We start from the raw sequence: 18481 nt of genomic DNA on the forward strand, positions 1-18481 counted from the left end.
CAGCACTGCGGGGGGAGGGAGAGCGGCGCGGCCTGCAAGCCGACCCCTGAATCTCCGAGGTGACGCCGGTCATCATCGTGTCGCGTCCGCGGCCCTTGGAGCCGGATAGGCTTTCAGGAAATCGATCAGCCGTCCCAGTTCGTCCTCCGGGATCCGCCCGGCGAAGCTCGGCATGACCTGCTTGTACCCTTCGGCGAGCCGGTCGCCGTTCGGGTTCAGGATCTTCTCGCGCAGCCATGCCTCGTCGGCGGTGACGGTACGGCCGTCGGCGAGCTTCACCGAGGAACCGTAGAGGCCCGCGAGGCTCGGTGCCCTCACGGACGAGCCGGGCTCGTGGCAGCCGGCGCAGCCGAAGGCCTCGTAGAGCGCCCGACCGGCCGCGACCTTGCCCTGCTGCGCTCCGGCATGGGTCAGCCAGTCCTGATAATCGCCGGGGTTCATGAAGGTAACCTCGCCGCCCATCACGGAATGGTCGGTGCCGCAATATTCCGAGCAGTAGAGGTGGTAGGTGCCGGTCTTGTCGGCCTTGAACCACAGGTCGGTGTAGCGGTCGGGCAGGGCGGCGACCTGCAGGCGCACCGCCGGGAGGTAGAGGGCGTGGATCACGTCCTGGCTGATGATGCGCAGGCGGATCGGCTGGCCGATCGGAAGATGCAGGTCGTTGATCTCGGACTGGCCGGTGGGATGCTGGAACTTCCACATCCACTGCCGGCCGATCGCCTCGACCACCATGGCGTCGGGAGGCGGGTTCTTGGAGTGGATGTACAGCCGCGCGCCCCAGACGAAGAAGATCAGCGTCAGCAGGAACGGGATCAGCATCCAGCTGATCTCGATCAGGTTCGAGCGGATGCCCGACGGGCTGCGGTCCGCCTCGGAACCCTCGCGGTAGCGCACCGCGAAATAGGTGATCGCCAGGAAGACCGGCACGGTCAGCAGCAGCGTCAGCACCGTGAAGGCCAGGATGAGCACGTCCGTCTCGGTGGCGGTGGCGGAGACCGCGGCGGGCCAGAGCTGGAGGGAATCGTGGCCCGGGGTCATCGGTCTCCGGGCTCCGCCGCGTCGAGGGGGCGGCCGACGATCAGGTCCATGGCGCGTCCGATCGGGATGCGGGCGCGGGTTCGGGCCTCGTCCCGGTAGCCGTAGCCGTCCAGATGCGCCTCCGTCGCCGCCCGCTGGCGGTTGAGGTCGGCATACGGGTCGGCCTGCAGGTTCGGGGGCGGCGGCACGAGCCGCGTGGTCTGCTGGGGCGTCAGCGCGGGCAGCGCTTGGCGCTGACCGGCCGCGAAGGTGCTCATCATCCAGATCATCGTCCCGACGACCGTCAGCACCGCGAGCGCGAGGCCGGCCATTACCAGGGCGGTGTTGCGGACGTCGACGTCGCGGGTCTCGTGGCCCGGCCCGTCGGGCTCACGGGGGGCGTTGGCGGCGGGCTTCTGCGGCCGCCCGGCCAGGAAGCCGCTGCCGCGCAGGGTCAGGCCGGCCAGGATCGCGGGGATCAGCCCGGAGGGTCCGCCCGCGCTCATGCCGGCCTCCCGGCGCGGCGGGCCTCGGAGGCCGCCCGGTCGGCACTCGGCCGCAGGACCGGCCGGAGCGCGGCGGCGAGGCAGGCCACGGCGCAGGCGGCGAGCACGTCGCTGGGCCGGAGGACGAAGCGGTCCCGCAGGGCCGGGGTGACCAGCCAGAACATCTCCAGGGCGTGGACCGCGAGCGCCGCGCCGGCCAGGATCCGGGTGGTCGGGCGTCCCGGCCGGAGGGTCGCGAGCCCGGCCAGCACCACGACCGCGCCGGCCACGATCGCCAGCGCCCGCCCGAGCCAGCCGCCGCGGGCGAAGTACCACGACACCTCGGGCGGCAGGTTCGCCGACCAGACGATCAGGAACTGCACGAAGTGCAGGTAGGCCCAGAGCCCGAGCAGCACGACCAGGGGCACCAGCCGGCCGCGGCCGGGCGCGGTCCGGCCGCGGCCCACGGGTTCCGGCTCCTCCCAGGCGAGCAGGATCGCCGCCGCGAAGGCGAGGCCGCTCCAGGCCGTCATCACGAGCAGGCCGAGGAGGGTGGAATCGAGCCGCGGGTCCAGGGAGGCGACCACGTCGGTGACGAACAGCGTGCCGATGACCGCGTGCAGCCCCACCGCCGGCACGGTCCGCCCCTCGCCGGGCGCGTCGAACGGCCGGGCGAAGCGCAGCGCCAGCCAGGTCCAGGTGCCGAGATAGGCGACCACCCGGATCGCGAAGAACGGCACCGTGAACCACAGGCCGGCCAGAGGCGTGCGCGCCGGGGCCGCCACCCACGGGTAGAGCAGCGACACGGCGGCCAGAACCGGCAGCGACAGCAGGGCCGCGACCGGCATCAGCGCCATCAGCCGGCGCAGGCCCGCCAGCATCTCGATGCCGCCGCGGGCGCGGACGCGCGCGCCGAACCGCTCGGCCACGATGACCACCGGCAGGGCGCCGACCGGCAGGGCGAGGAGGACCAGCCAGGCCGCGAGATACGAGGCCGTCGCGCCGCGCCAGCCGCCCGCTGTCAGGCAGCAGGCCAGCAGACCGAGCCCGGCGAGGCCCAGGAGGGCGCGGCGGCTCACGGCTTGGCCTCCAGGCGGGCACGATCCTCCGCGGCCAGGCTCGCCACGGCGGCATCCTGGCTGAGCTGGAGGGCGCGGACGTAGGCGACGATCGCCCAGCGGTCCGCGGAGGGGATCATCTGGGCCATGCCGAACATCGCCTTCCGGCCGTTCGCGATCGCGTCGTAGATCTCGGCCGCGGAGGCCCTGCGCAGGGGCTCGGCCGTGAGGTTGCCGGCGGACGGGAAGCCCCGCGCGACGATCATGCCGGCGCCGCGCCCGTCCTGGCCGTGGCAGGGCGTGCAGAACACCCCGTAGCGCTCCCGGCCCCGGTCGAGCAGGTCCCGGGTGATCGTCGCCGGCTGCGGCGCCGCGCGGGCCGGATCGACCCGCGGCACGGTGCCGGCCACCGGCTGGCGCATGGTGATCTCCCGCGGGAAAAACGGGTTCTTGTCCCAGGTCTTGGCCCGGGCCTGATCGGCCATGTCGGCCTCGCCGCAGGCGGCGAGGGGGGCCAGGGCGAGGAGGGCGAGCGGCAGGGTGCGGAGGACGGCGCTCCTCATCGCGGGATCCGCCGGATCTCGAGGGGACGCCCGGCCTCGGCCGGCAGGGCCGCGAGCCGCCGCTCGATCCGGCCCGCGTCGAACCGGTCGCCGCGCGCCTCCGCGGAGAGGAAGAACCGGTCCTCCGAGGCCCGCAGGAAGCCCGGGATGTTGAAGGCCGGGTGGTTCAGGCGGGGCAGGCGGTTGAGCACCAGGAGCGCGAGGTGGATCGCCCCGCAGCCCGCCATCATCGCGAAGGAGACGCTCGGCACCACGAAGGAGGGCCAGGACAGGCGCGGCCGTCCGCCGATCAGGAAGACGTAGTCGTAGGCCGTGGCGTAGATGCACAGGGCGAAGAAGCCGGTGCCGCCGAGCAGCGCACCGGCCAGGGCGTAGGGCAGGATCGAGCGGCCCTCCAGACCCAGGGCGCGAAGGGTGCGGGGCATCGGCACCGGGCCGTGCCCGTCGAGATGGACGTGATCCGGGCTGATGCCCGAGACCGCCTGGAGGGCGGCGGCGAGGTCGCCCTGGCTCGCGAAGGTCGCGGACACGCCCCACAGGGGCGCGGAGACCGCGTTCTCCTCGGGCCGCGCGGCGGCCCGGGACGCGGCCGCGCGGGCGGCGTCCTGCGCGGCCGGCGAGGCCGTCAGGGCGAGGCGGCGGCTCTCGACGATCGAGACGGCCGGCAGGTAGCGCAGGAACAGGAGCAGCAGGGTCAGGAACAGGCCGACGGAGCCCGCGAAGGTGGCGATGCCCCAGACATCCGTCGTGTAGGGCAGCTTCGAGGACGGCAGGAAGTCCTGGGTCAGGGTGACGACCAGGACCATGACGTGGTCCGCGTAGGCGCCGACGGCCACGAGGAGCCCCACCGCCGCGATGGCGAGCGGCGCCGCGCGGGCGCGCGCCGACCACAGGACCTGCGCGGGGAGGACGAGGCAGAGGATCGCCGTCCAGGAGACCAGGGCGTGGGCGCCGGTCACGCGCCGGACCAGCACGGCGCGCGCTTGCGCGTCGCCGTTGAGGAGGGTGTCGAAGGACTCGGCCGCGTAGCAATAGGCGCTGGCGCAGCCGAGGCAGAGCAGCAGCCGCCCGAGCACGTCGAGGTGGCGGGCCGTCACCAGGCCGTCGAGGCCGTAGACGAGGCGGATCAGCATCACGATCACCGCCGTGACGCCGACGCCCGAATAGACCGCGTTCACCAGGAAGCTCACCGGCAGCAGCGTGCTGTGCCAGCCGGGCATCAGCGAGCCCGCCAGCATCACCGACGCGCCGGTCTGGACCGAGACCACCAGCAGCACGCCGAGGAGCGCCACCGTCCGGTAGGCCTGGAGCCAGATCTGCCAGTGGGCCGCAGACCCGCGCCAACCCGAGGCGACGATGCCGTAGACCTGCGCGCGCAGCAGCGCGAGCTTGCGGGTCGGGGCCTTCGCGTCGGCCTGGCGCATGGCCTCCGCGAAGGCCCGGTCGCGCAGGGTGGCGAGGTCCGGCAGCAGGCCGATGAACCACAGGCTCACGCAGATCACCAGGAACGACACGATGTCGATCGCGTCCCAGAGCAGCGGCGAGCGGAACTGCGGCCAGAGGTCGTAGGTGTTGGGGTAGGGCAGGTTCCAGAAGAAGAACCACGGCCGCCCGAGATGGATGATCGGGTAGAGTCCGGCCGCCGCGGTGGCGAGCAGCGCCAGGGTCTCGGCGACGCGGTTCACCGCCCCGCGCCACTCCGCCCCGAGCAGGAGCAGGATCGCCGAGACCAGCAGGCTGCCGGAGGCGACGCCGATCCACCAGTCGTAGCTCGCGATGTCCAGCGCCCAGACGACGGCGTTGTTGTTGGCCCAGATCCCGGGCCCCGCGTAGAGCAGGTAGGCGAGGGTGAGGGCGAACAGGCCGAGGAGCGAGGCCGACCCCGCGAAGGCGATCCACCAGCGCCGGTTGCCGGGATGCGTCAGCGGGATGGCGGCGACCGCGCCGCCGATGCCCTGGAGGGTCGCGTCGGGCCGGATCAGGGCGCCGGACATGCTCAGCCCTCCCGTCCGGCCGGGGCCGCGGCGGGGGCGAGCCCGGCGAGGTAGGTGGTGCGCGGCCGCGTGTTCAGGTGGCCGAGCAGCGCGTATTCCCGCGGGTCCCGGCGGGCGGCCGAGACCTGGCTGCCCGGGTCGGCGACGTTGCCGAAGGTGATCGCCCGGGTCGGGCAGGCGCCCTGGCAGGCGGTCTCGACGGCGCCGTCGGGGATGGGGGCGTGGGCATCCTTGGCCGAGGTGATCCGCGCCGCCGTGATGCGCTGGATGCAGTAGGTGCACTTCTCCATCACGCCGCGGGCCCGGACCGTGACCTCGGGGTTGCGCTGCTGCTGCTCCACCGGGGTCATGCCGCCGGTGTAGTCGAGGTAGTTGAAGCGGCGGACCTTGTAGGGGCAGTAGCTCTGGCAGGTCCGGGTGCCGACGCAGCGGTTGTAGACCTGCAGGTTCAGGCCCTCGCTGTCGTGGAGCGTCGCCTCCACGGGGCAGCCGAGTTCGCAGGGCGCCTGCTCGCAATGCATGCAGGGCACCGGCTGGAAATGCGTGCTCGGCGCGTCGAGTTCGCCCGCGTAGTAGCGGTCGACCCGCAGCCAGCCCATCCAGCGGCCCTTCTCGACTTCCTCGCGGCCGACCACCGGGATGTTGTTCTCGGCCTGACAGGCGGTGACGCAGGCGTTGCAGCCGATGCAGGCGTCGAGGTCGATCGCCATGCCCCATTGCGCGGCGACCCATCGGTCCTGGCTCTCCGGGGGCGGATAGAACGAGGCCGGCGCCGGCGCGCCCTTCGGGTCGCCCACGGGCGCGGCGCCGAGCGCCTGGACGCGCACGAGATCCTGCCCCTCCATGGTGCCGAGGTGCTGGGTGGTGACCGGCATGCGCCGCTCGCCGGTCTTCGTCAGCTTGGCGCCGGCGAGCCGCCAGGGGGAACCCGGCGGGCGCAGGGGGGCGGCGTCGTAGCCGAGGCCGCGGGCGAGGTGGTCCGGCACGTCGCGGCCGTAGCCCAGGCTGAGGGTCACGGTGTCGTCGGCCTGGCCGGGCAGGATCCAGGCCGGGCCCTCGACGGCACGGCCCTCCGCCTCCACGCGCAGCACGTCGCCCGTGGCGATCCCCGCGCGCTCGGCGAGCCGCGGGCTCACCGCGACCACGTTCTCCCAGACCACCTTGGTCAGGGGCTTCGGCAGTTCCTGCAGCCACGCGAGGTCGGCATGGGTACCGTCCCAGATGGTGGGATCAGGGCGGAACAGCACCTCGACTCCTGCCGGCGGCGCGGGAGAGGGGGAGGGGGGCACGGACTGCGTCAGCGCGACCGGCTCGGCCGGATGCGCGCTGTCCACCCAGAAGCCCCGGTGCAGGGCCTCGGAGAAGCGGGCCTGGAACGCAGCGTCGTCCTCGCCCGCGTTCCGCCACTGCGCCTTGAGGAGGTCCAGCCCCTCCTGTCCGCCGCCCCCGCCCGCGCCGGCCAGGAGGGCCAGCATCTCCGGCAGGGTCCGGCCGTTGTACAGGGGGGCGATCGTCGGCTGGATCAGCCCCACGGTCCCGTCGAGGGACCGGACGTCGCCCCAGGATTCCAGCGGATGGGCGGCGGGCAGATGCCAGTCGGCATGGGCGCCGGTCTCGTCGTAATAGAGCCCCGCATGGATCTTGAGCGGCACGCGCGCCATGCGGGCGGCGAAGTCGAGGGCGCCGGGCGCCTCGTAGACCGGGTTGGCGCCGAGCACGATGAGGGCCCGGACGGCGCCGCGCCCCATCGCCTCCGCGAGATCCGCCAGGGTGCCGGCACCGGTCTCCGCCGCGGGCGCCGTGTGGACCAGGGTCGTTCCGGTGTTGCCGAGCGCGCCGTTGAGCCGGTGCACGAGCTCCTGCAACTCCGGGCCCGCGCCCAGGCCGGCGGTGACGATGCCGGCGCCCCGGGCCTGGTTGAGCGCCGCGCCGGCGTCCCGCGTCCAGCGGGACACGGGATCGTCGCCCGCGGGAGCGGCGCCGTCCGCGGCCAGACCCAGGAGGTCCCGGGCCAGAGCCTCGAGTCGGCCGGCCGGCACCACGACGCCGCGATCCGCCTTGGCGCTGGTCAGCGTCGGGGTCGGCGCCGCCGCGTGGAGGGTGAGGAGACGGCCCTCCGCGTAGGCCGCGCGCCGCGCCTCGATCCAGCGCCGGGACAGGCCGACCTGACCGGGGCCGAGGTCCAGGAAATCACCGTCGAGCGCCACGATGGTGCGGGCGCGCCCGAAATCGGGATGGGTCTCCAGCGGCCGCCCGTAGGCCCGGCGGGCCCCCTCGTAGATCCCGTCGCGGCCGGCCCCGGCGCCGACGTACCAGCGCAGCGCCGGATAGGCGGCCCGCAGCCGGGCGATCTGCGCCGCGAGGCTGGGCGAGGTCACCGGGCCGGTGAGCAGGGCGAGGCCCTCGCCCCCGGTCTGGCGCCACCCCGGCAGCCGCCCCTGCAGGTCGGACCGGAACGCCGCCCAGGAACTCGGCCGCCCGAGATGCTGCACCGCCTGGGAGCGGAACGGGTCGTAGAGCCCGAGCACCGAGGCCTGGGCCAGCACGTCGGTGCCGCCGCGGCTCCAGGGATGCTCGGGATTGCCCTCGACCTTCAGGGGGCGGCCGTTGCGGGTGGTGACCTGGATGCCGTTGCCGAACCCGTCGAACAGCGCCGACGAGGCGTAGGACAGGTCCGTGCCCGGCACGATCCGCTCGGGCTGGTTGACGTACGGCACCTCGTAGTCGCGCCCCCCGCCCCCGCCGCAGGCGGTGAGGCCGCCCAGGGCGAAGGAGGCCGCCATCAGCTTCAGGAAGCCGCGGCGCTCCGGCGCGGCGGCGAGCCGCGACGCGGAGGGGAACTCGGCCGCGAGGTAGGCGCGGAACTCCGCGCTGTCAGCTACGGCGTCGAGGCTGCGCCAGAAGCGCGGGCCGTCGCCGCCGGCCAGTCTGGCGCGCAGGGCCGCAAGGTCGGGAGCGGCCGTCATCGGTGGCAGATCCCGCATTCGGTCAGCCGCTCCCCGCCGCGGATATGGTACTGCGCCACGAGCTTCGGGCCCAGGGTCGCCTGATCGGCCGGCGGCTTCCAAGTCATGTTCCAGACCTGATCCGGCGTGCGGACGTACTTCTCCGGCGCCCGGTGGCAATCGAGGCAGAACTGCATCTCGAAGGCGTTGGCCCGGTAGGTCATCTGCATCGACGTGACGTCGCCGTGGCAGGTCGAGCAGCCGATCCCCTTCGTCACGTGGACGGAGTGGTTGTAGTAGACGTATTGCGGCAGCTTGTTCAGCCGCACCCATTCCAGGGGCTTGTCCTGCGCGTAGCTGTCGCGCACCGGCTTGAGCATCTCGGAGCCGGTCCAGATCTGCGAGTGGCAGGTCATGCAGGTATGCGTCGGCGGGATGCCGGCGGTGGCCTCCCGGTCGACCGTGGTGTGGCAGTAGCGGCACTGGATGCCCAGTTCGCCGGAATGGTGCTTGTGGCTGAACGGCAGCGGCTGGGCCGGCGCGATCCCGACGCCCGTGACGTAGTTCGAGCGCACGATCCCGGCCGCCAGGACCGGAAGCCCGACGAGGCAGGCCACGCCGGTCATCAGGGCCAGGCGGTAGAGCGCGTCGGCACCGGGGGTGAACAGCTGCGCCATCAGGCGACCCCGGGCATCGGGCCGGCCGGGCGGCATTCGGTCTGCTCAGCCCCTCGCCGCACGCGTCGCCTCATCCTCTGATCCCGGCCGAAAACGTACTGCGCCGGCTGGCCCGCCCAGTGCGGCTCGGACGGACGCGGCAGCCGGACCGCTCGACGGTACCGGGGGCCGCGCCGCGCGCACAGGGCCTAACCTAGAGCGCTCCCAGACTGGGGCCAGAACTTGAATCAGTCCGGCCGACATGTCGCACGGGGCCGGACCGCACGCATCGCCCATCCCTCGGCCTTTCCCGCCGCCAATCCTACCGCCCTTCCCGCCGCGGGCGTGAAAGCCTATGCGCAAGGTTGCGGCCGACCCGCCCGATCCCCATCGGAGACGCATGGAATCCGATCCCCTCGTCCTGACCTGGCGCGCCGCCCGGCGTCTTCACGCCGCCGCGGCGGCCCTCGCGGTCGGAGTCGGCGCCCCGCTCTGCGCCCTGGCGCTGCTGTGCCTGCGCGACCTGATCGCGGTGCTGCCGCGGGACGAGGCGCCGGTGCTGCCCTTCCTGCGCCTCGCCGTGCCGCTGCCGGGCCGCGAAGTCGTGCTGGTCCCCGGGATGCCGATGCGTCCCGTCGAACTCGAGCTCGCGGCCTTCGTGTGCATCGCCGCCTGCGCGGTGGTCCTGGCCGCACTCGGCTGGAGCGTGGCACGCCTCTGCTTCAAGGCTCAGAACCGGGCCGCCGACACGGTCCGCAATGCGGTCCTGGCGACGATCCTCGACGCGCCGGCCGGAGCGCGGGACGAAGCGCGCAGCCTCGCCCGGATCGTCGGCGAGGTCCTGGCCCGGGCCGACCGGCTCCTCGCTGCCGGCATCGTGCTGCCGGCCATGACCCTCGCGGCCCTGATCCTGGCGCTCGGCTTCGCGGCGCTCGCCGCTCCCCGACTGGTCCCGGCTGCGATCGTCGGGCTCGGGGCGGTCGGCCTCGCCTACGGGCTGGTGCTCGACCGGGCGCGGGACCGGCAGGACCTGCGCCTGCGCTCCAGCGCGCGGGCGGAGGAGAATCTGAACGACCTCGTCCGACGGCTGCCGGCGGTGCGCAGCCACGGGGCCGCCGCCCTTGAGCGGGGGCGCATCGCGGCGCGCGTCACCGCGATGCGCACCAACGTGGCGCGGGCCGAGGCGCGGCTCGCCTACGCGCGGGCCCCGGCTCTGGCGCTCGCGGTGATCCTGCCGGCGATCGCGGTCGGGACCGCCCTGTGGCGCTCGTCCGGGCCCGACGCCGCACCGGTCCCGGCGGTGGATCCGGCCGCGCTGCTGGCGGCGACCGGCGCCTTCGGCCTCGCCGGCTGGCTCGCCGCCGTCTGCGCGCGGCTCTGGACGGTGCGCAGGGCGGTGCGCCCCCGCTTCCGCGACCTCGCCCGCATCATCGCGTCCCTCGAAGGCCGGCAGGCGCGGGCAGGCCGGACCGGGGCCGCCTCGCCTCTGCCGCGATCGGGCATCCTGGCGACGGAGGGCGTCGGCGCCTTCGACGCGGCGACGGGCGAACGCCTGACCGGCGTCGACGTGGCCCTGGCCATGCCGGGGCATGTGGCGATCACCGGCAGCCGCGGCAGCGGCGCCCGGGCGCTGGCCGCCGTCCTGGCCGGCCAGGTGGAGCCGACCGCCGGCGCCGTCACCTACGCGGGCACGGACCTGCGCGGCTTCGACGCCGCCGAACGCGCCCGCCGCATCGCCTTCGCGTCCGGTGAGGCGATCCTGATGGCGGGGTCGCTCCGCCAGAACCTGCTCTACGGCACCGACCCGGTGAGCGCCCCCGACGATATCGCGCTGATCGGGATCAGCCGGCTCACCGGGCTCGACGGCTTCGTCTACGCTCGCGGGCTGACCGGGCAGCTGGACCCGGCGGCGCAGCCGCGTCTGGCGGCCGCCATCGTCACCGCGCGCCGGACCATGCGCCAGGCGCTCGCCGCCAAGGGGGCCGAGCGCCTCGTGGAGCCCTTCGACCCGACACGCTACAATCATCAGGCGAGCGTCGGCGAGAACATCCTGTTCGGCGAGCCGGTGGGCGGCGCCTTCGCGCCCCTGCGCTTCGCCCGCCACCCCTACCTGCGGGCGGTTCTGGAGGCCGAGGAGCTGGTGCGCCCGCTCACGGAGATCGGCCTGTCGGTGGCCCGCAGCACGGTGGAGATCTTCGCCGACCTGCCCAACGACCACCCGCTGTTCGACGCCTACTCGCTGTTCCAGGCCTCGGAGCGCGGGTACTTCGAGGATCTCGTGGTGCGGCTTCCCGATGCGGTGCGCCTGCGCCGGGGGCCGGCGGGCCAGCGGGACCGCACGCGGCTGATCGGGCTGTCCCTGCGCTACAGCGAGACCCGCCACCGCTTCGGCCTGATCGACGCCGCCTTCGAGGCCCGGCTGGTCCAGGCGCGCCGCTCCTTCGCGCGGATGCTGCCCCCCCACCTCGCCGGGGCGGTGGAGTTCCACGATCCCACCCGGGTCAATCCCGCCGCCAGCCTGGAGGAGAACCTGCTGTTCGGCCGCATCAGCCTCGGCGAAGCCAATGCCGAGCCCCGGGTGCGGGAGCTGGTGCGCCGCATCCTGGCCGACGAGGGCCTGGAAGCCGCGGTCTACGGGCTGGGGCTCGACAGCAAGGTCGAGATCCAACCGAGCACCGGAGCGCTCGCGGACGGCGCGATCAACGCCCGCGAGCGGGTGGCGATCGAGCTGAGCCGCTGCCTCGCGCGCGATCCCGACATCCTCGTCGTGGCCATCGCGGCCGACGAGCGCAAGGCCGAGGGCCTGCGCGACCGCCTCGCCCGGCTGCGGCAGGTACGGGCCGGGCGCGGCCTCATCGTCTGCCTGCCCGAGACGGGGGTCCCGGAGGGGGTCGAGCCGTTCGACGCGGTGATCGCGGTGGAGAACAGCGCGGTGGTGGCGCCCGCCACGGCGGCCGCCCCCCGGGAGGCGGTCCCGGCGGGTTGAGCGAGGCGGCCGGGCCGCGCCGCACCGGATGCCGTCGCGCCGTTCCGGGTCGCTTGGCCGCGCGCAGACGCGATGGGTCGGACCGCCCCTTCTGCCCTGGACGGGGCGGAACCGCAGCCTCACGGCCGCCGCAATATTCCGTCAGCTCGGGGGACCGTGCCCGTCCGGCGCCATCCCGGCGAGTGAGCCCGCCGTGTCAGCCCGGCCGAGTCAGCCCGGACGGTTCATGCCCCGAACGCTCCTGAAAACGCTCGCCGCCGGTCTCGCGCTGCTGGCCCTCGCCGGTCCGGCGGCCGCGCAGGCCGGGAAGGCCGAGGCGCCGATCCCGGCCGCGACCCTCGCGCTGATGGCCCAGAAGGGCGTCACGGCCGCGTCGCCGGTGCTGTTCCGGGCCTACAAGAAGGAATCGGAGATCGAGGTCTGGAAGAAGGGTTCGGCCGGATACGTCTTCATCAAGACCTACCCGATCTGCCGCTGGTCCGGACAGCTCGGCCCCAAGCGCAAGACCGGCGACCGGCAGACGCCGGAGGGGTTCTACACGGTGCCGCGGCGTCAGATGAACCCGAACTCGCACTACTACCTGTCCTTCGACGTCGGCTATCCCAACGCCTACGACCGGGCCCACGGCGGCACCGGCTCCGCCGTGATGGTGCACGGCATCTGCTCGTCGATGGGCTGCTTCGCCATGACCAACGCGACCGTCGGCGAGATCTACGCCATCGCCCGCGATGCGCTGAACGGCGGCCAGGCGGCCTTCCAGTTCCAGTCCTATCCGTTCCGGATGACCGCCGAGGCCATGGCGCGGCACCGGACCGACCCCAACATCGCCTTCTGGCGCGAGCTCAAGGCCGGCTCCGACCGGTTCGAGGCGAGCCGCGAGGAGCTCCAGGTCTCGGTGGCGGCGGGCCGCTACGCCTTCGCACCGTCCCGGGTCCCGGCGATCGAGGCCGCCGTGACCACCCGCCGGGCCGTGGAGGAGGCGCGGATGACGGCGCTCGCCGAGGCGGGGGAGCCGGCCGTGCGCACCACCTATTCGGACGGGGGGCAGCACGCCTTCTGGGCGGCCTACACGGCCCGGGGCGGGGCGGTCGGCGACATCAGCCGGCCGGAGGCCCTGGCCTTCGCCGGGCAGGAGGTGGTGGTCGTGCCCGGACACCGGGCCGCGCGCCCCGTGCCCGAAACCGTCTGGGCGGCCTGGGCGGCCCCCGATTCCGTCCTCTCGCCGCGCCGGATGGCCGGCTTCGTCCCGGTCTACGAGCGCCCGCGCGACCTGTTCGGGGGCCTCACGACCCGATTCCTGACGCGCTACGGCGATGGGCTGCCCACGTGGCTGGCGGCGAATCTCGCCGGCGGAACGTCGGGCGGGACGGACCCTCACGGCTCGGCCTTCGGTCTCCGGGCCGCGAGTCTTCTGGCCCCGAGTCTTCTGGCCTCGGCCGAGAGCCTCTAGGCATGCAGTGGCCCCCGGCAGAGGCCCGTCCGTGTGCGCAGCCGCACATCACGGCAGTCCCCGGCACACCAATTCATGATACGGCAGGGGACAAGCGATACTTTCGCGACGTCGGCCTGCCGTATTCAGAGCACCCTTCCCGGAACGGCGACGGGGTTTCGATCATAACCGATCGGGACTGCCCGTCCGCAGATTCGTGATCGCCATGTCCAACAGTTCCAAACCGGCTCGTCCGGCGGCCGATCAGGACCTCGTCCTCCGCTTCTGGGGCGTCCGCGGCTCGACTCCCGTCAGCGGCCCGCAATACGCCGAGTTCGGCGGCAGCACGCCCTGCCTGGAGGTGCGCTGCGGCGATCGGATGTTCATCGTCGACGCGGGCTCGGGCATCTACAATCTCGGACAGGGCCACCGGACCGACCTGCCGCAGGAGGTGGACCTGCTGTTCAGCCACCTGCACCTCGACCACACCGCGGGCCTCCCCTTCTTCAAGCCGGCGGTCCTCGACTCCGACCGGGTGATCAACACCTATTGCGGCAATCTCGGCGGCGAGTCGGCCGGACCGACCCTCGACCGCCTGTTCGCGCCGCCGCTGTTCCCGGTTACACTCGACAAGCTGTGCTGCACCTTCCACCACCACGGCTTCGAGGCGGGCCAGACCCTGACCTTCCCGGACGGGACGCAGGTCGGGACGATCCCGCTGAACCATCCGCAGGGCTCGGTGGGCTACCGGTTCGAGCATGGCGGCCGCCGCCTGTGCCTGATCAGCGACATCGAGCACAGCGATCCCTGGCCGGATCCGGAGCTCGCCAAGTTCGTCGAGGGTGCCGACCTGATGGTCTACGACGGCATGTTCACCGACTGCGAGTATCCCACCTGCCGGGGCTGGGGTCACTCGACGTGGCAGAAGGGCGTCGAGCTGGCGCGGATGGCCGGCGTCAAGGCGCTGGCCATCATCCATCTGCACCCGGCCCATTCCGACACGGCCCTGCGCGACATGGAGGCCGACCTCCAGGCCGAGATGCCCGGCGCCTTCATCGCCCGGGAGCGTCAGAGCATCACGGTCGGCGCCCCCCGGTCGGTGAGCCGCCGACCCGGAGGCCGCCCCGCGGTGGCGCGCGAGTTGCGCCGCCGGATCAAGGTCGCCTGAACAGAGGCCGACCCGGCGGCCCGCTCAGGCCGAGCGCGCGGCGGACCGCGCCTTGCGCGAGCGGTTGAACCGGCCCGCCGCGAACAGCACGAACAGCGCGACGCCGATGATCAGGATGCTCCAGCCGTAGGTGCTGACGAGCTGGGCATCGATCGGGTGGCCGATGCGGCCCAGCGCGACGAGGAGCCCGAACACGGCGATCCCCGCGGAGATCAGCATACCAACGATCATGGTGAAGCTCCGGCGCGGCGAGAGGGCCGGAAAAAATGCGCGGGTCCCGCACCTGTTCCCGCCTCGCGCCGCGGTCAAACCCGAAATCTTCGGACCTCGCCTGATTGCAACGCCCTCGCGCGCCGCACTAAGTAGGCGCCTGTACGGCGCCCCGGTGCGCGCCAGGAACCCGAGACCACGGCGATGACCGGCCAAGAGACCACCACCGCGCGGACGACGCAGGACAGCGGGCCCGCTTCCGTCGCCGGGCCGGGCCCGCTGCGCCCGCAGGACCAGCTCGTGACGATCTACGGCGGCTCAGGCTTCCTGGGCCGGCACGTGGTGCGGGCGCTGGCCAAGCGCGGCTACCGGATCCGCGTCGCGGTGCGGCGGCCGGACCTCGCGCTGTTCCTGCAGCCCTTGGGCAAGGTCAACCAGATCGTGGCCGTGCAGGCCAACCTTCGCTACCCGGATTCGGTGACCCGGGCCGCCGAGCGGTCGGACGTGCTGATCAACCTCGTCGGCATCCTGCAGGAGACCGGCTCGCAGAGCTTCGCGCGCCTGCAGGTCGACGGCGCCGACGCCATCGCCCGCGCCGCGGCCAGCCAGGGCGCGCGGATGATCCACGTCTCGGCGATCGGGGCCGATCCGGCCTCGCCCTCGCTCTACGCCCGCTCCAAGGCGGAGGGCGAGGCGCGGGTCTTCGCCGCCTGCCCGGACGCGGTGGTGTTCCGGCCCTCGCTGCTGTTCGGTCCCGGCGACAGCTTCTTCAACCGCTTCGCCAGCCTCGCCCGGGCGCTCCCGGTCCTGCCGCTGGCCGGCGGCCAGTCGCGCTTCCAGCCGGCCTTCGTGGGCGACGTCGCCGAGGCGATCGCCCGGGCGGTGGACGGGACCGTGGCGCGCGGCAAGGTCTACGAACTCGGCGGCCCGGAGGTGGGCACGCTGGAGCATTTCGTGCGCTACATGCTGAAGACGATCCGGCGCAAGCGCGCGATCGTCGACCTGCCGCTGCCGGCGGCCAAGCTCCAGGCCCGGCTCCTGGAGATCGCCGACACCCTGACCTTCGGTCTCCTGCCCGACGCGCTGAAGCTGACCCGCGACCAAGTGATCCTCCTCCAGAACGACAACGTCGTCTCGGAGACCGCCCGGGCCGAGGGCCGGACCTTCGAGGGGATCGGGATCACCCCGACCGCCGCCGAGGCGGTGGTGCCGGGCTATCTCTGGACGTTCCGCAAGGCCGGTCAGTTCTCCACCGAGCGGGACGAGGAGCACCTGTCCGAGGTGCCCGACATGCTGGCCTCGACGCCCATGGCGGCCAGCTCGCAGCACCGGCCGCAGACCGCCTCCGGACCGGCGATCGGCGCCGATGCCGGCAGCTCGCCGAACCGCGGCGCCCCGCGCTGGGGCACCCGGAAATCGGGATAGGTGCCGGCCCCTCGCCCGAGCGTGGCGCTGACCACGCCGTCAAACCAGGGATCGGCGGACCGGACGTGAGACGCATCCTCGTCACCGGCGCGGCGGGCTTCGTCGGCGGCCACGTCCTGCCGCTCCTGGCGGAGGCGGGCGACCGCGTGGCGGGGATCGGACGCGGGGAGCCACCCGCCCTGCCGGCCGGCGTCACCTACGAGGCGATCGATCTCCTCGACGAGACCGCACTCGCCGCCTTCGTGGGGCGGTTCCGGCCCACCGAGATCCTCCACCTCGCGGGCCTCGCCTCGGTGGCCGATTCCACCAGCGGGCCGGGGCAGACCTGGCGGGTGAACGTCAACGGCCTGATGAACCTCGTGGCGGCCGTGGAGGCGGTGCCGGGCTGCACGTTCTTCTTCGTCAGCTCCGGCGAGGTCTACGGCAGCGCCTTCCTGGCCGGGCACGCCCTCACGGAGGCGGCCGAACCCCTGCCGCGCAACACCTACGCCCGGTCAAAATGGGTCGGCGAGCAGTTGCTGCGCGACCTGCTGCCCCGGATCGGCGTGAAGCTCGTCGTGCTGCGGCCGTTCAACCATATCGGACCGGGCCAGGACGAGCGCTTCGTGGTGGCCTCGTTCGCGGGCCAGATCGCCCGGATCGAGACCGGGCTGGTGCCGCCCTGCCTGGAAGTCGGCAACCTCTCCTCCTACCGCGACTTCCTGGACGTGGCCGACGTGGCGGCCGCCTATGCCGACCTCATCGGCCGGGCCGCGGCCCTGGCGGAGGGTAGCGTATTCAACATCAGCTCGGGCCGGCCCCGGACCATCGCGAGCGTGCTCGACGACCTGCGGGCCCTGGCACGGGTGCCGTTCGAAATCCGGGTCGCTCCCGAGCGGGTGCGGCCCGCGGAGATCCCCCTGGCCGCGGGTGACGCCGGCCGGCTGCACGCGGCCACCGGCTGGCAGCCGCGGATCGCGTGGGAAGCCTCCCTGACGCGGGTGCTGGACGATGCCCGCGCGCGGCTGGCGGCTTCGCACGGCGCGGGATGAGGCGGGTTCCCGATGGCGTGCGGGCCCTCACGTTCACGCAACGCGGTTCGCGAACGGGAGACCGGCTCCGCGGCACGCCCTCCCCGTCCGCGGGCTCGCAGATCCCCATGTCGGGTTTGAGATCCCCGTTCGGTGGTAGGTGTGGGGGGCGAGACTTCCCCTGCGCACGCCCCTTCGCGGGGGGAAGAAGACGCGCGGAACCGTCGCCGACCCGCCGAAGCTTGCCCGTTCCGCCCCGCTTCTGCCAGGTCGCGAAGTCATGGCGTCGCCGCTACCGCACCACCCCCTTGGCCGTGAGCGCGTCCCGCTCGGCCTCCGGATAATTCAGCTCCTGGGCCAGGATCTCCGCGCTCGAAGCCCCGAGCCCCGGCGGCATGCGGCGCACCGGAAGCCTGCGGCCGTCGAGGCGGTAGGGTGGGGCGATGACGTGGGCGTTCTCGGGCGCAGCGACCACCAGCCCGGCCTCCCGGGCCCGGTCGCAGGTCAGCGCCTCGCGCAGGCCCATCACCTCGCCGCAGGGGATGCCGGCGGCCCGCAGGCGCGCGATCAGCGGCGCGCGCTCCCACTTGGCGAGTTCGGCCTCCAGCACCGGGATGAAGGCGGCGCGGTTCTTGGAGCGGTCGAGGTTGGTGGAGAAGCGCGGGTCGGCGACGAGGTCCGCGCGGTCGAGGACCTGCTCGCAGAAACGGCGGTACTGGCCGTTGTTGCCCACCGTGATCACCACCGGCCCATCGCCGGCCTCGAACACGCCGTAGGGCACGATCGACGGATGGGCGTTGCCGTAGCGGGGCGGATCGATGCCCCGGGCCAGCGCCTCCAGGCCGTAATACGAGGTCAGCGCCACGCCGCAATCGAACAGGGCGAGGTCGATCGCCTTGCCGCGCCCGGTCCGCTCCCGCTGGAACAGGGCGGCGAGCACGGCCTGCGCGGCGAACTGCCCGGTGAACAGGTCGACCGCCGCGACCCCGAACTTCAGGGGCGGCCCGCCGGCCTCGCCGTTGAGCGCCATCACGCCGGACTCACCCTGGACGACGAGGTCGTAGCCGGGGCGACCGGCCTCCGAGCCGTCCGAGCTGTAGCCGGCGATGGAGCAGTAGATCAGCCCCGAATTCTCGGCCGAGAGCGCCCCGTAGCCGAGACCGAGCTTCTCGGCCCCGCCGGTCTTGAAGTTCTGGACCAGCACGTCGCTCTCGCGGGCGAGCGCCTTCACGATCGCCAGCCCCTCCGGCGTCGCGAGGTCGACGCCGATCGAGCGCTTGTTGCGGTTGACGCTGTCGAAATACGAGGTGTTGCCGGGGCTCGTCGGCACGCCCCAGTCGCGGGTGTCGTCGCCGCGTTCCGGGTGCTCGACCTTGATCACGTCGGCGCCGAGATCGCCGAGAACCTGCGCACACCAGGGCCCCGCCAGGACCCGGGACAGATCGAGGACGCGGATCCCCGCGAGCGGCAGGTCGGGCTGTTCGGTCGTCATCGTGTTCTCCACCATACCGGGGCGGACAAGACCGCCTGTCCCG

The 18481-nt window shown here is 73.3% G+C and carries 14 protein-coding genes; 5 read left to right on the forward strand and 9 right to left on the reverse strand.

Features of this window, described 5'->3' with window-relative positions; translation table 11 throughout:
* Positions 1-72: 72 nt before the first annotated feature.
* The 7 genes from coxB to MFF58_RS06590 are packed head-to-tail and all read right to left on the reverse strand — an operon-like array spanning position 73 to position 8739.
* A complete protein-coding gene (gene coxB / locus MFF58_RS06555) occupies positions 73-1038 on the reverse strand; it encodes a cytochrome c oxidase subunit II (protein WP_238286152.1) in 966 nt (321 codons plus the stop codon).
* Positions 1035-1523 carry a hypothetical protein gene (locus MFF58_RS06560; protein ID WP_238286153.1) on the reverse strand — a complete coding sequence of 163 codons (489 nt, stop codon included), beginning with the start codon at positions 1521-1523 and terminating at the stop codon, positions 1035-1037. Before MFF58_RS06560 ends, coxB begins: the two co-directional genes overlap by 4 nt.
* Positions 1520-2581 carry a hypothetical protein gene (locus MFF58_RS06565; protein WP_238286154.1) on the reverse strand — a complete coding sequence of 354 codons (1062 nt, stop codon included), beginning with the start codon at positions 2579-2581 and terminating at the stop codon, positions 1520-1522. The genes MFF58_RS06560 and MFF58_RS06565 overlap by 4 nt, the downstream gene beginning before the upstream one ends.
* Entirely contained in the window at positions 2578-3123 is a 546-nt protein-coding gene (locus MFF58_RS06570) for a c-type cytochrome (protein WP_238286155.1), read from the reverse strand. The genes MFF58_RS06565 and MFF58_RS06570 overlap by 4 nt, the downstream gene beginning before the upstream one ends.
* Entirely contained in the window at positions 3120-5117 is a 1998-nt protein-coding gene (locus MFF58_RS32225) for a quinol:electron acceptor oxidoreductase subunit ActD (RefSeq protein WP_279603313.1), read from the reverse strand. The genes MFF58_RS06570 and MFF58_RS32225 overlap by 4 nt, the downstream gene beginning before the upstream one ends.
* 2 nt (positions 5118-5119) lie before the next feature.
* Positions 5120-8083: a TAT-variant-translocated molybdopterin oxidoreductase gene (locus tag MFF58_RS06585; RefSeq protein WP_238286156.1), complete on the reverse strand. Its 2964-nt coding sequence runs from the start codon at positions 8081-8083 to the stop codon at positions 5120-5122.
* The gene (locus MFF58_RS06590) at positions 8080-8739 is read right to left on the reverse strand and encodes a cytochrome c3 family protein (RefSeq protein WP_238286157.1); all 660 of its coding nucleotides are present in this window, start codon (positions 8737-8739) and stop codon (positions 8080-8082) included. The genes MFF58_RS06585 and MFF58_RS06590 overlap by 4 nt, the downstream gene beginning before the upstream one ends.
* 379 nt (positions 8740-9118) lie before the next feature.
* Between MFF58_RS06590 and MFF58_RS06595 the strand changes: the two genes are divergently transcribed.
* The 3 genes from MFF58_RS06595 (at position 9119) to MFF58_RS06605 (ending at position 14301) form a co-directional block, all read left to right on the forward strand.
* On the forward strand, positions 9119-11704 hold the full coding sequence (locus MFF58_RS06595; RefSeq protein ID WP_238286158.1) for an ABC transporter ATP-binding protein: 2586 nt from the start codon (positions 9119-9121) through the stop codon (positions 11702-11704).
* Between the two features lie 226 nt (positions 11705-11930).
* Complete coding sequence (locus MFF58_RS06600; RefSeq protein WP_238286160.1) at positions 11931-13154, forward strand: L,D-transpeptidase family protein; 1224 nt, start codon at positions 11931-11933, stop codon at positions 13152-13154.
* 205 nt (positions 13155-13359) lie between these two features.
* Positions 13360-14301, forward strand: coding sequence for an MBL fold metallo-hydrolase (locus MFF58_RS06605; RefSeq protein ID WP_238286161.1), 942 nt, complete (start codon positions 13360-13362; stop codon positions 14299-14301).
* A 24-nt stretch (positions 14302-14325) separates the two neighbouring features.
* On the opposite strand, the gene MFF58_RS06610 is transcribed toward MFF58_RS06605, so the two are convergent.
* Positions 14326-14532, reverse strand: a complete 207-nt coding sequence (locus MFF58_RS06610) for a hypothetical protein (protein WP_238286162.1) — start codon at positions 14530-14532, stop codon at positions 14326-14328.
* A gap of 183 nt (positions 14533-14715) precedes the next feature.
* Here MFF58_RS06610 and MFF58_RS06615 point away from each other — a divergent pair, with 183 nt between their 5' ends.
* Together MFF58_RS06615 and MFF58_RS06620 are read left to right on the forward strand one after the other, a co-directional pair.
* A complete protein-coding gene (locus tag MFF58_RS06615; protein ID WP_238286163.1) occupies positions 14716-15936 on the forward strand; it encodes a complex I NDUFA9 subunit family protein in 1221 nt (406 codons plus the stop codon).
* Positions 15937-16001: 65 nt separating this feature from the next.
* A complete protein-coding gene (locus tag MFF58_RS06620) occupies positions 16002-16967 on the forward strand; it encodes a GDP-mannose 4,6-dehydratase (protein WP_238286164.1) in 966 nt (321 codons plus the stop codon).
* A 271-nt stretch (positions 16968-17238) separates the two neighbouring features.
* Here MFF58_RS06620 and MFF58_RS06625 read toward each other — a convergent pair whose 3' ends face one another.
* A complete protein-coding gene (locus MFF58_RS06625; RefSeq protein WP_238286165.1) occupies positions 17239-18438 on the reverse strand; it encodes a CaiB/BaiF CoA transferase family protein in 1200 nt (399 codons plus the stop codon).
* Between the last annotated feature and the right edge of the window lie 43 nt (positions 18439-18481).

Origin of the sequence: Methylobacterium longum, assembly GCF_022179385.1 — a bacterium.
GTDB lineage: Bacteria > Pseudomonadota > Alphaproteobacteria > Rhizobiales > Beijerinckiaceae > Methylobacterium > Methylobacterium longum.